The organism is uncultured Pseudomonas sp., assembly GCF_943846705.1.
GTDB lineage: Bacteria > Pseudomonadota > Gammaproteobacteria > Pseudomonadales > Pseudomonadaceae > Aquipseudomonas.
Genome location: NZ_OX044366.1, coordinates 189036 through 202189, shown reverse-complemented (window position 1 = coordinate 202189; position 13154 = coordinate 189036). Strand labels below are relative to the sequence as shown.

Annotated in this window: 7 protein-coding genes, 2 tRNA genes and 3 rRNA genes; 11 read left to right on the top strand and 1 reads right to left on the bottom strand. The window is 53.2% G+C overall.

Annotated features, from left to right (window positions below):
• Positions 1 to 2: 2 nt before the first annotated feature.
• Positions 3 to 494 carry an acetolactate synthase small subunit gene (gene ilvN, locus Q0V31_RS00990; protein ID WP_298183209.1) on the top strand — a complete coding sequence of 164 codons (492 nt, stop codon included), beginning with the start codon at positions 3 to 5 and terminating at the stop codon, positions 492 to 494.
• A gap of 52 nt (positions 495 to 546) precedes the next feature.
• Here the strand turns inward: ilvN and ilvY are convergent, their stop codons facing one another.
• Positions 547 to 1428: an HTH-type transcriptional activator IlvY gene (gene ilvY / locus Q0V31_RS00985; RefSeq protein ID WP_366915228.1), complete on the bottom strand. Its 882-nt coding sequence runs from the start codon at positions 1426 to 1428 to the stop codon at positions 547 to 549.
• 123 nt (positions 1429 to 1551) lie between these two features.
• On the opposite strand from ilvY, the gene ilvC reads away from it, so the two are divergent.
• The 10 genes from ilvC to Q0V31_RS00935 all read left to right on the top strand — a co-directional run bounded on the left by ilvC (position 1552) and on the right by Q0V31_RS00935 (position 13082).
• Entirely contained in the window at positions 1552 to 2568 is a 1017-nt protein-coding gene (ilvC, locus tag Q0V31_RS00980; protein ID WP_298183204.1) for a ketol-acid reductoisomerase, read from the top strand.
• Between the two features lie 154 nt (positions 2569 to 2722).
• Positions 2723 to 3535, top strand: coding sequence for a CDP-diacylglycerol--serine O-phosphatidyltransferase (pssA, locus tag Q0V31_RS00975; protein WP_298183202.1), 813 nt, complete (start codon positions 2723 to 2725; stop codon positions 3533 to 3535).
• Between the two features lie 661 nt (positions 3536 to 4196).
• Positions 4197 to 5733 (top strand): 16S ribosomal RNA (locus Q0V31_RS00970).
• A gap of 65 nt (positions 5734 to 5798) precedes the next feature.
• Positions 5799 to 5875: transfer RNA gene (locus tag Q0V31_RS00965), tRNA-Ile, on the top strand.
• Between the two features lie 31 nt (positions 5876 to 5906).
• Positions 5907 to 5982 (top strand) — tRNA-Ala (locus tag Q0V31_RS00960).
• A 244-nt stretch (positions 5983 to 6226) separates the two neighbouring features.
• Positions 6227 to 9116: ribosomal RNA gene (locus Q0V31_RS00955) — 23S ribosomal RNA — on the top strand.
• A 138-nt stretch (positions 9117 to 9254) separates the two neighbouring features.
• Positions 9255 to 9370 (top strand): 5S ribosomal RNA (gene rrf / locus Q0V31_RS00950).
• Together the 16S, 23S and 5S rRNA genes with 2 tRNA genes alongside form the textbook arrangement of a ribosomal RNA operon.
• A gap of 146 nt (positions 9371 to 9516) precedes the next feature.
• Entirely contained in the window at positions 9517 to 10176 is a 660-nt protein-coding gene (locus Q0V31_RS00945; RefSeq protein ID WP_298183198.1) for a paraquat-inducible protein A, read from the top strand.
• A complete protein-coding gene (locus tag Q0V31_RS00940; protein WP_298183195.1) occupies positions 10163 to 10786 on the top strand; it encodes a paraquat-inducible protein A in 624 nt (207 codons plus the stop codon). The genes Q0V31_RS00945 and Q0V31_RS00940 overlap by 14 nt, the downstream gene beginning before the upstream one ends.
• The gene (locus Q0V31_RS00935) at positions 10779 to 13082 is read left to right on the top strand and encodes an MlaD family protein (RefSeq protein WP_298183190.1); all 2304 of its coding nucleotides are present in this window, start codon (positions 10779 to 10781) and stop codon (positions 13080 to 13082) included. Before Q0V31_RS00940 ends, Q0V31_RS00935 begins: the two co-directional genes overlap by 8 nt.
• The last annotated feature ends 72 nt before the right edge of the window (positions 13083 to 13154 follow it).

Below are 13154 nucleotides of genomic sequence, written 5' to 3'. Positions count from 1 at the left end.
TCATGCGACACATTATTTCCCTGCTGCTGGAAAACGAGCCAGGCGCACTGTCCCGCGTGGTGGGTTTGTTCTCACAGCGTAACTACAACATCGAAAGCCTGACTGTGGCACCGACCGAGGACCCGACACTGTCGCGCCTGACGTTGACCACTGCTGGCCATGATGAAGTGATCGAGCAGATCACCAAGAACCTCAATAAGCTGGTTGAGGTGGTCAAGTTGGTTGATCTATCGGAGAGCGCTCATGTTGAGCGTGAGCTGATGTTGGTCAAGGTCAAAGCCACCGGCGCCCAGCGTGCCGAGGTCAAGCGCACCACCGATATCTTCCGTGGGCAGATCGTCGATGTGACCAGCAGCGTTTACACCATTCAGCTGGCCGGCACGAGCGACAAGCTGGATAGCTTTATTCAGGCAGTCGGCACTGCGTCGATCCTGGAAACTGTGCGCAGTGGTGTCACCGGCATTGCCCGTGGCGACAAAGTACTGAGTATCTGATCCTGCTGTACAAAAAAGCCCTGCTTATGCAGGGCTTTTTCGTTTCTGAGTGCTAAATCTGGCGATTCCAGAAGGCATTGATCAGTGGTTCTTTGAGGCGCTTCTCTAGGGCAAACAAACCAATGTCGTAGGCGGTTAGCGGTGGCTGGATTTCATAGGTGCGAATGCGCGCGGTCAACGGGCTGTTGTCCAGTACGATTTGCGGAACCACGCCAATGCCAAACCCTAGGCTGACCATGCTGACAATGGCTTCGTTGCCGCTCACTTGGGCATAGATTTTCGGTTTGATGTTGTGGCTTTTCAGCCAGCGATCAGTGCGGGTTCGGGCGAGGCCCTGTTCCGAGAGAATCATCGGCACATCCCGCCAGTTAACTGCGCTGGGGTGTTTCACCTGCTCATCCGTTAAGAGTTGGGGGGACAGCGGGCCGATAAAGCACAGTGCTGAGCGGGCAATCGGCTGAAATGCTATGCCGTTCGGCAGAGTGTCGGGACGGGCGCCAATAGCAAGATCCTCCAGTCCTTCCTGCACACGCTCCACGGCTTGCGCTGCGTCGCCGGTATGCAGCTTCATCTCAATTCGCGGGTAGTCCTGGCGGAAGCTGCTGAGGATGTCATAAAGGAAGCTGTAGCTGGCCGTTACCGAGCAATACAGTGACAGCTCTCCATGCAGGATCAGTTGATCCTGTTTGAAGGTCTGGCGCATGGCTTGCCAGCCACTGATGACCTCTTTCGCGTATTCGCGAAATTGGATGCCTTCACGGGTCAAGCTGACAGAACGGTTGTCGCGTAGAAACAGTGGTGCACCGAGTTCGTCCTCAAGCTGTTTGATGCTGCGGCTGAGTGCAGAAGGGCTGACGTGCTGTTCGCGACTGGTTTTGCCAAAGTGCAGGTTGTCGGCTAGGGCGAGGAAGAGTTTGAGCGAGTGGCTATCCATGGTCGTTTCAAATATCGGCATGCTGTATTGCGAATATATCATTTTACGCAATGGTGCTGATCACTTAAGGTGTCTCCGTCGCGGTGCTTGCACCCACTCCTTTCGATTAAAAGAGCCAAGAACATGAAAGTTTATTACGACAAAGACTGTGACCTCTCGATCATCCAGGGTAAGAAAGTTGCCATCATCGGCTACGGCTCTCAGGGTCATGCTCAAGCGTGCAACCTGAAAGACTCCGGTGTTGACGTGACAGTTGGTCTGCGTAAAGGCTCGGCCACCGTTGCCAAGGCAGAAGCACACGGTTTGAAAGTCGCTGACGTGGCCACTGCTGTTGCCGGTGCTGATCTGGTCATGATCCTGACTCCGGATGAGTTCCAGTCCCAGCTGTACAAAAACGAAATCGAGCCGAACATCAAGCAAGGCGCCACCTTGGCCTTCTCCCACGGCTTCGCGATCCACTACAACCAAGTTGTGCCGCGCAGCGATCTCGACGTGATCATGATCGCGCCGAAGGCTCCTGGCCACACCGTGCGTACCGAGTTCGTCAAGGGTGGCGGTATCCCTGACTTGATCGCTATCTACCAAGATGCTTCGGGCAACGCCAAAAACGTTGCGCTGTCCTACGCCTCGGGTGTTGGCGGTGGCCGTACCGGTATCATTGAAACCACCTTCAAAGACGAAACCGAAACCGATCTGTTCGGCGAGCAAGCCGTACTGTGCGGTGGTACCGTTGAGCTGGTTAAAGCGGGCTTTGAAACCCTGGTTGAAGCCGGTTATGCGCCTGAAATGGCCTACTTCGAGTGCCTGCACGAGTTGAAGCTGATCGTTGATCTCATGTACGAAGGCGGTATCGCCAACATGAACTACTCGATCTCTAACAATGCCGAATACGGCGAGTACGTGACCGGCCCAGAAGTGATCAACGCCGAATCCCGTCAGGCCATGCGCAACGCGCTGAAGCGTATTCAGGATGGTGAGTACGCGAAGATGTTCATCAACGAAGGTGCCACCAATTATCCTTCGATGACCGCCAAGCGTCGTAACAACGCTGCGCACGGTATCGAAATCATCGGCGAGCAACTGCGCTCCATGATGCCTTGGATCGGTGCCAACAAAATCGTCGACAAAGCTAAGAACTAAGCGCTGTTGATGTGAGAAAAAACGCGGCCATGGCCGCGTTTTTTCGTGGTGCGGCAAGGCTTCTGGTATAAAGCCTGTTGTTGCGCCGGCGCGGTGGTGAATTCTCATCGCCAGCGCTTGTCGAAATTTCCAAATCCGTTGCAAGGTGTTGTTCATGAATGAGCGTCCAGATGAGCCCCAATCCTCCGGCGAAGCAGAAAGCCTGCTGCCAATCGATGAGCATATAGAAGAGGGGCATGACGCTGAGGGGCGCAAGGTTCGTCATCGCGGTATTTACCTCCTGCCCAACCTGTTCACTACGGCTAATTTGTTTGCGGGCTTCTACGCCATCATCAATGCCATGAACGGTAACTTCTATGTAGCAGCCGCGGCTGTTTTTGTAGCCATGGTGCTTGATGGGCTCGATGGGCGTGTTGCCCGCCTGACCAATACACAAAGCGCTTTTGGTGCTGAGTATGATTCGCTATCCGATATGGTTGCCTTTGGTGTGGCTCCGGCACTGCTCGCGTTTGAATGGGCATTGGGTAGCATGGGCAAGGTCGGCTGGATGGTTGCCTTTATCTATGTGGCGGGTGCTGCTTTGCGCTTGGCGCGTTTTAATACGCAGATTGGCAGCGTCGATAAAAGTGTCTTTATCGGTCTGGCCAGCCCTGCTGCTGCAGGTGTGGTGGCGGGTACTGTGTGGGCGTTTAGCGATTTCGGCATCAAAGGTTCGAATATGGCTTTTGTTGTTGCCATCTTGGTTGCGGCCGCAGGTATGCTGATGGTCAGTAACATCAAGTACAACAGCTTTAAGGGCTTGGACTTGAGGGGGCGCGTCCCTTTTGTGGCGATCCTAGTGGTGGTGCTGCTGTTTGCCGTGGTGTTCAGTGATCCGCCACGGATTCTGCTGATTATCTTCCTGGCTTACGCGGTCTCAGGCCCTATCCAGTACCTCCTGCGTTTGCGTCGCGTTAAAAGCGAATAGTAGCGGAGCAAGCAGGTCGACAAAGCCGTTGAAGCGTCAGCTTCAGCGGCTTTGTCGTATCTGCGGGCTGCGCACGTTACTGGGTGGCTAGTTCGTAAATTGGAGTGTGAAGGTGAAAACTTAATAAAGGATTGATCTTCTATAGGTAATCTCTATACTGCGCAGCTGTTCAGGTGCATGCGCCCCTTAAACTTCTTGCAAAACAAGGGGTTAGATTTAAAAGGGGGGTTGTAAAGCAGCGAAAGCTGCGTAGAATGCGTCGGGCTGACAGGGTGGTGGTTTTGCTCTGTTGGTTGTTCGGTCGAGTAGATCGGAAGCGGTAAAAGAGGTGGTTGACAGCGGTTTGAAACGCTGTAGAATTCGTCTCCCGCTGACGAGAAGCTAGAAGTGGATCGAAAGCGCAAGTGGTTGAGTTTGAAAAGAAATTTTCGAAATCACTTGACGAAAGAAGAGGTTGCTGTAGAATTCGCGCCTCGGTTGAGACGAAAGACTTAACCACCCGCTCTTTAACAACTGAATCAAGCAATTCGTGTGGGTGCTTGTGAGGTAAGACTGCTAGTCGCAAGATTATCAGCATCACAAGTTACTCCGCGAGAAATCAAAGATGTAACCAACGATTGCTGAGCTAAGTTTAGGGTTTTCTCAAAACCCAAGCAGTATTGAACTGAAGAGTTTGATCATGGCTCAGATTGAACGCTGGCGGCAGGCCTAACACATGCAAGTCGAGCGGTAGAGAGAAGCTTGCTTCTCTTGAGAGCGGCGGACGGGTGAGTAATGCCTAGGAATCTGCCTAGTGGTGGGGGATAACGTTCGGAAACGGACGCTAATACCGCATACGTCCTACGGGAGAAAGCGGGGGACCTTCGGGCCTCGCGCCATTAGATGAGCCTAGGTCGGATTAGCTAGTTGGTGAGGTAATGGCTCACCAAGGCTACGATCCGTAACTGGTCTGAGAGGATGATCAGTCACACTGGAACTGAGACACGGTCCAGACTCCTACGGGAGGCAGCAGTGGGGAATATTGGACAATGGGCGAAAGCCTGATCCAGCCATGCCGCGTGTGTGAAGAAGGTCTTCGGATTGTAAAGCACTTTAAGTTGGGAGGAAGGGTAGTAACTTAATACGTTGCTACTTTGACGTTACCGACAGAATAAGCACCGGCTAACTTCGTGCCAGCAGCCGCGGTAATACGAAGGGTGCAAGCGTTAATCGGAATTACTGGGCGTAAAGCGCGCGTAGGTGGTTCAGTAAGTTGGATGTGAAATCCCCGGGCTCAACCTGGGAACTGCATCCAAAACTGCTGAGCTAGAGTACGGTAGAGGGTAGTGGAATTTCCTGTGTAGCGGTGAAATGCGTAGATATAGGAAGGAACACCAGTGGCGAAGGCGACTACCTGGACTGGTACTGACACTGAGGTGCGAAAGCGTGGGGAGCAAACAGGATTAGATACCCTGGTAGTCCACGCCGTAAACGATGTCAACTAGCCGTTGGGAGTCTTGAACTCTTAGTGGCGCAGCTAACGCATTAAGTTGACCGCCTGGGGAGTACGGCCGCAAGGTTAAAACTCAAATGAATTGACGGGGGCCCGCACAAGCGGTGGAGCATGTGGTTTAATTCGAAGCAACGCGAAGAACCTTACCTGGCCTTGACATGCTGAGAACTTTCTAGAGATAGATTGGTGCCTTCGGGAACTCAGACACAGGTGCTGCATGGCTGTCGTCAGCTCGTGTCGTGAGATGTTGGGTTAAGTCCCGTAACGAGCGCAACCCTTGTCCTTAGTTACCAGCACGTAATGGTGGGAACTCTAAGGAGACTGCCGGTGACAAACCGGAGGAAGGTGGGGATGACGTCAAGTCATCATGGCCCTTACGGCCAGGGCTACACACGTGCTACAATGGTCGGTACAAAGGGTTGCCAAGCCGCGAGGTGGAGCTAATCCCATAAAACCGATCGTAGTCCGGATCGCAGTCTGCAACTCGACTGCGTGAAGTCGGAATCGCTAGTAATCGTGAATCAGAATGTCACGGTGAATACGTTCCCGGGCCTTGTACACACCGCCCGTCACACCATGGGAGTGGGTTGCACCAGAAGTAGCTAGTCTAACCTTCGGGAGGACGGTTACCACGGTGTGATTCATGACTGGGGTGAAGTCGTAACAAGGTAGCCGTAGGGGAACCTGCGGCTGGATCACCTCCTTAATCGAAGACTTCAGCTTCTTCATAAGTTCCCACACGAATTGCTTGATTCATTGAAAAAGACGATTGGGTCTGTAGCTCAGTTGGTTAGAGCGCACCCCTGATAAGGGTGAGGTCGGCAGTTCGAATCTGCCCAGACCCACCAATTGTTGTGGGGTTTGGCCTTGTACGAATATGGGGCCATAGCTCAGCTGGGAGAGCGCCTGCCTTGCACGCAGGAGGTCAGCGGTTCGATCCCGCTTGGCTCCACCATATACAGCACCGTAAGAGTTCAGAAATGAACGTTCCTGCTACAAGCAGATGAATGTTGATTTCTGGTCTTTGACCAGTAAGAAAATCGTTCTTTAAAAATTTGGGTATGTGATAGAAGTGACTGATTGATTACTTTCACTGGTAATTAATTTGGTCAAGGTAAAATTTGTAGTTCTCAATTGCAAATTTTCGGCGAATGTCGTCTTCACGTTAGAGACAGTAACCAGATTGCTTGGGGTTATATGGTCAAGTGAAGAAGCGCATACGGTGGATGCCTTGGCAGTCAGAGGCGATGAAAGACGTTGTAGCCTGCGATAAGCTCCGGGGAGTCGGCAAACAGACTTTGATCCGGAGATCTCTGAATGGGGGAACCCAGCCAGCATAAGCTGGTTATCACACACTGAATACATAGGTGTGTGAGGCGAACCAGGGGAACTGAAACATCTAAGTACCCTGAGGAATAGAAATCAACCGAGATTCCCTTAGTAGTGGCGAGCGAACGGGGACTAGCCCTTAAGTTGATTTGAGAATAGTGGAAGGCTCTGGAAAGTGCCGCCGTAGTGGGTGATAGCCCCGTACACGAAATTCTCTTATCAATGAAATCGAGTAGGACGGAGCACGAGAAACTTTGTCTGAATATGGGGGGACCATCCTCCAAGGCTAAATACTACTGACTGACCGATAGTGAACTAGTACCGTGAGGGAAAGGCGAAAAGAACCCCGGAGAGGGGAGTGAAATAGATCCTGAAACCGTATGCGTACAAGCAGTGGGAGCCCACTTTGTTGGGTGACTGCGTACCTTTTGTATAATGGGTCAGCGACTTATATTCAGTGGCGAGCTTAACCGAATAGGGGAGGCGTAGCGAAAGCGAGTCTTAATAGGGCGACAGTCGCTGGGTATAGACCCGAAACCGGGCGATCTATCCATGGGCAGGTTGAAGGTTGGGTAACACTAACTGGAGGACCGAACCGACTACCGTTGAAAAGTTAGCGGATGACCTGTGGATCGGAGTGAAAGGCTAATCAAGCTCGGAGATAGCTGGTTCTCCTCGAAAGCTATTTAGGTAGCGCCTCGTGTATCACTGCTGGGGGTAGAGCACTGTTTCGGCTAGGGGGTCATCCCGACTTACCAAACCGATGCAAACTCCGAATACCAGCAAGTGTCAGCACGGGAGACACACGGCGGGTGCTAACGTCCGTCGTGAAAAGGGAAACAACCCAGACCGTCAGCTAAGGTCCCAAAGTTATGGTTAAGTGGGAAACGATGTGGGAAGGCTTAGACAGCTAGGAAGTTGGCTTAGAAGCAGCCATCTTTTAAAGAAAGCGTAATAGCTCACTAGTCGAGTCGGCCTGCGCGGAAGATGTAACGGGGCTCAAACCATACACCGAAGCTACGGGTTCATCTTAGGATGAGCGGTAGAGGAGCGTTCTGTAAGCCTGTGAAGGTGAGTTGAGAAGCTTGCTGGAGGTATCAGAAGTGCGAATGCTGACATGAGTAACGACAATGGGAGTGAAAAACTCCCACGCCGAAAGACCAAGGTTTCCTGCGCAACGTTAATCGACGCAGGGTGAGTCGGCCCCTAAGGTGAGGCAGAAATGCGTAATCGATGGGAAACGGGTTAATATTCCCGTACTTCTAATTACTGCGATGGAGGGACGGAGAAGGCTAGGCCAGCACGGCGTTGGTTGTCCGTGTTTAAGGTGGTAGGCTGATTTCTTAGGTAAATCCGGGAGATCAAGGCCGAGAACTGATGACGAGTTATCTTTTAGATGACGAAGTGGTTGATGCCATGCTTCCAGGAAAAGCTTCTAAGCTTCAGGTAATTAGGAACCGTACCCCAAACCGACACAGGTGGTTAGGTAGAGAATACCAAGGCGCTTGAGAGAACTCGGGTGAAGGAACTAGGCAAAATGGCACCGTAACTTCGGGAGAAGGTGCGCCGGTGAGGGTGAAGCATTTACTGCGTAAGCCCATGCCGGTCGAAGATACCAGGCCGCTGCGACTGTTTATTAAAAACACAGCACTCTGCAAACACGAAAGTGGACGTATAGGGTGTGACGCCTGCCCGGTGCCGGAAGGTTAATTGATGGGGTTAGCTAACGCGAAGCTCTTGATCGAAGCCCCGGTAAACGGCGGCCGTAACTATAACGGTCCTAAGGTAGCGAAATTCCTTGTCGGGTAAGTTCCGACCTGCACGAATGGCGTAACGATGGCGGCGCTGTCTCCACCCGAGACTCAGTGAAATTGAAATCGCTGTGAAGATGCAGTGTATCCGCGGCTAGACGGAAAGACCCCGTGAACCTTTACTATAGCTTTGCACTGGACTTTGAGTTTGCTTGTGTAGGATAGGTGGGAGGCTTTGAAGCGTGGACGCCAGTTCGCGTGGAGCCAACCTTGAAATACCACCCTGGCAACCTTGAGGTTCTAACTCTGGTCCGTTATCCGGATCGAGGACAGTGTATGGTGGGTAGTTTGACTGGGGCGGTCTCCTCCTAAAGAGTAACGGAGGAGTACGAAGGTGCGCTCAGACCGGTCGGAAATCGGTCGTAGAGTATAAAGGCAAAAGCGCGCTTGACTGCGAGACAGACACGTCGAGCAGGTACGAAAGTAGGTCTTAGTGATCCGGTGGTTCTGTATGGAAGGGCCATCGCTCAACGGATAAAAGGTACTCCGGGGATAACAGGCTGATACCGCCCAAGAGTTCATATCGACGGCGGTGTTTGGCACCTCGATGTCGGCTCATCACATCCTGGGGCTGAAGCCGGTCCCAAGGGTATGGCTGTTCGCCATTTAAAGTGGTACGCGAGCTGGGTTTAGAACGTCGTGAGACAGTTCGGTCCCTATCTGCCGTGGACGTTTGAGATTTGAAAGGGGCTGCTCCTAGTACGAGAGGACCGGAGTGGACGAACCTCTGGTGTTCCGGTTGTCACGCCAGTGGCATTGCCGGGTAGCTATGTTCGGAAAAGATAACCGCTGAAAGCATCTAAGCGGGAAACTTGCCTTGAGATGAGATCTCACTGGAACCTTGAGTTCCCTAAAGGGCCGTCGAAGACTACGACGTTGATAGGTTGGGTGTGTAAGCGCTGTGAGGCGTTGAGCTAACCAATACTAATTGCCCGTGAGGCTTGACCATATAACACCCAAACAATTTGATGTTTGTGTGTCTCTATGAAGACTGCAACAGCCGAAAATTTGCACAACTACAAACCAAATCACATACCCAATTCGAGGTAGCGAGCCGCGCAAGCAGCACGACATCTCAGCTGAATCGCTTGACGACCATAGAGCATTGGAACCACCTGATCCCATCCCGAACTCAGTAGTGAAACGATGCATCGCCGATGGTAGTGTGGGGTCTCCCCATGTGAGAGTAGGTCATCGTCAAGCACCTATACCAAAACCCCCGATCGTGAAAACGGTCGGGGGTTTTACTTTTTCGCGCGATAAATCTACGGCAACGTGCAGCCTTGGATAGGCAGCACTCAGTGTGTGACTATGATGCCTTTACCCCACCCCTAATCAGAGTTATTTCCATGGCCGATCCGGCGCTCTCTGAATCACTCTCCGAGCTTGAGTTGAGGCAGCTGATTGCTTGCCACGAATGCGACTTGCTGTTGCGCAAGCCCGCGACGTCAAATGGCGAAAGGGTTGAATGCCCACGTTGTGGTTATGAGTTATATACCCATCGGCCGCAGGTTATGCGACGCAGTATGGCGTTGGTGATAGCGGCTTTATTGCTTTATGTACCGGCTAATTTTTTGCCGATCATGCATCTCAATTTGCTCGGGCAAACGACTAACGACACGGTCTGGAGTGGCGTGCTCGGTCTCTATAACAGCGGTATGCAAAGTGTTGCTGTAGTGGTGTTCATGTGCAGCATGGCAGTGCCGTTACTCAAGCTGCTTATTCAGTTTGCGGTGCTGCTGAGCATCCAGCTGGATATGGGTCGCAGTTATGGCCTATTGCTCTATCGGATTTATCACCATATGCGTGAGTGGGGGATGCTCGAGGTCTATTTGATGGGCATTCTTGTGGCGATTGTGAAATTGGTTGATCTAGCCGAGTTGAGTATTGGTCTGGGCTTAATGTGCTTTATTGCATTGTTGTTGGTCCAGGTTTGGCTGGAGGTGACCATGTCACCCCATCAGATCTGGGATGCCCTGTCAGGAGAGGATGCGCATGCGGGCGATTGATGCAGGGCTGATGATTTGCCATGACTGCCACCAGCTCAACCCAATCCAGGCTGCGAACGGCAAGCAGTTCTGTACACGCTGTGGTGCCAAACTGCATGCGCGTCGGCCCAATAGCCTAGCGCGTACTTGGGCGCTACTACTGACAGCAGCCGTGCTGTATATCCCCGCTAATCTGTTGCCGATCATGACGGTCAACTCACTCGGCAAGGGCCAGTCCGACACGATCATGTCGGGGGTTATCGAACTAGTGAATTACGGCATGCTGCCTATTGCTGCCGTAGTGTTTATCGCCAGTATTCTGGTGCCAACCTTCAAGCTGGTTGGTATTGCCTTGCTGCTGTATTCGGTGCAGCGGCATCAGCCGATGTCGGCGCGCCAGCGGGTGTTTATGTACCGTTTTATTGAATGGATTGGGCGCTGGTCGATGCTGGATATTTTCGTCATCGCGATTTTGGTGGCGGTCGTTAACTTTGGCAGTCTGGCGAGTATTGTGCCCGGCTATGGCGCTATGGCTTTTGCCAGTGTGGTGGTGCTGACGATGTTGGCCGCCTTAACCTTTGACCCACGCTTGATCTGGGACAACACGGAATCGGATGACGATGATGAATGATTTGCCGTTGGCTAAGGCGCGCCCTGCTTCAAACTGGTCGGCTATTTGGGTGCTGCCGTTAATCGCGCTGCTGATTGGCGGCTGGTTAGGTTGGCGTGCCTACAATGAAGCGGGTATCGAGATCCAGGTGATGTTTGCCAGTGGTGACGGTATTCAACCTGGTAAGACTGAGGTGATCTTTAAAGGCATGCCAATCGGTAAAGTTACGGCCTTGGAGTTGGATGAGAGTGGCGAGCGCCGTGGTGTGCGTGCCACCCTCGAAATGGATAAGCGGGTCGAGGAGCACCTGCGCAGCAATACACGCTTCTGGTTGGTTAAACCAAGCGTTTCGCTGGCGGGTATCACGGGTCTGGAAACCTTGGTGTCTGGCAATTACATCACCACAAGCCCGGGCGATGGTGAGCCTACACGGAGCTTCACGGCTCTGATCGAGCCGCCGCCATTAGCCGACAGCGTGCCTGGTTTGCATCTAACCCTTAAGGCAGATCGCCTGGGTTCGTTGAATCGAGACAGCCCGGTGTTCTATAAGCAAATCCAGGTTGGTCGAGTAAAAAGCTATGCCTTGATTGACGAGCAAAACTTGATCGAGGTGAAAGTGTTCATTCAGCCAGAGTTTGCCTCTCTGGTGCGCAAACATACGCGTTTCTGGAATGCCAGTGGCGTATCCATTGATGCAGGGCTCTCTGGAGTGAAGGTACGCACTGAGTCGCTGGCAAGTATTGTCGCTGGCGGTATTGCCTTCGCCACGCCCGAGCATCGCAAAGACAGTCCGCCTACTGATCCAGCCCTGCCATTCCGCTTGTATGAAGACTTCGAAACTGCCCAGGCAGGTATTCGCGTGTCGCTCAAGCTACACGAATTCGAAGGGCTGGAGGCCGGTCGCACGCCGGTGATGTACAAGGGCATTCAGGTCGGTCTACTGAAGACCTTCAAGGTCGATGAAGATCTAAGCGGGGCCCGTGTTGAGCTGTTGCTGGATCCGCGCACCGAGGATTATCTAGTCGAAGGTACGGACTTCTGGATGGTCAAACCGTCCATCTCCCTGGCCGGTATCACCGGGTTGGAGGCGCTGGTAAAAGGCAATTACATCGCCATTCGCCCTGGTGAGAAGGGCAATCCCCAGCTGCGCGAGTTTATTGCCCGGCCTAAAGCGCCGCCGCTTGATCTGGCGGCACCCGGCATACACTTGGTGCTGTTTAGCGACGTTCGCGGCTCCCTGGATGTAGGCAGCCCAGTACTCTTCAAGCAACTGAAGGTCGGTTCGGTGCAGAGTTACCAGCTGTCACGCGACAACCAACAAGTGGCGTTTGGTGTGCACGTCGAACCCGAGTATGCGCACTTGATTAACAGCAGTACGCGCTTCTGGAACGCCAGTGGCATCACCTTGAAGGGTGGGTTGTCAGGTGTCGAGATCAAGAGTGAGTCGTTACAAACCCTACTGGCGGGTGGCATTGCGTTTGAAACGCCTGACCCTAAGGCTGCCAAGAATGGGCGACGGGTGCAGCGCTTCAATCTGTATAGCAGCCAGGAAAGTGCTTTGGAGAAAGGTGTGGCGCTGACCATCCGGGTTGCGCGTGGTGATGGCCTTAATCCGGGTACGCCGATTCGTTATAAGGGGCTGGATGTGGGTAAGGTCGAGCGCGTTGAGCTGACCGAGGATTTGCAGGCGGTGATGCTGCACGCCCGCGTGACCCAGGCAACGCAGCAGATTGCCCGTGCAGGAACACAGTTCTGGGTGGTCAAGCCGGAGGTCAGTTTGACCCGCGCGGCCAACTTGGAAACCTTGGTTACGGGTCAATACATAGAAGTACGGCCGGCCGTCAAATCAGGCGCCAAACAGCTGAGCTTTATTGCCGCTGAATCGGCGCCTACGCAGAATGCCCGCGAGCAGGGCCTGCGCTTGGTGCTGAGTGCGGCGCGACGTGGCTCGATCAAGCCCGGCGTGTTGGTCAGCTACCGTGAAGTGCCAGTGGGCAAGGTTACTCATTTTGAGTTGGGGCAGACCTCGGACCGAGTGTTGATTTATATCCTGATTGAGCCGCGTTATGCGCCGCTGGTACGCAGCGGCAGCCGTTTCTGGAATGCCAGTGGCATCGGTGTGGATGCTGGCTTGTTTAGCGGTGTGAAAGTGCGTACCGAGTCGCTGGAGGCGCTGATCGAGGGTGGAATTGCCTTTGCCACACCGGATAACCCGCAGATGGGTGGGCCGGCGCTGCCCGGGCGGACCTTTGCCTTGCATGATGAGGTCAAGGAAGAGTGGTTAGGTTGGGCGCCGAAAATCGCCTTAGAGAAGTAACCGTTAAGTTAAACAACAAGGGCCGCGATTGCGGCCCTTGTTGTTTGCGTCTGTAGCTCGGTTGTCAGACGC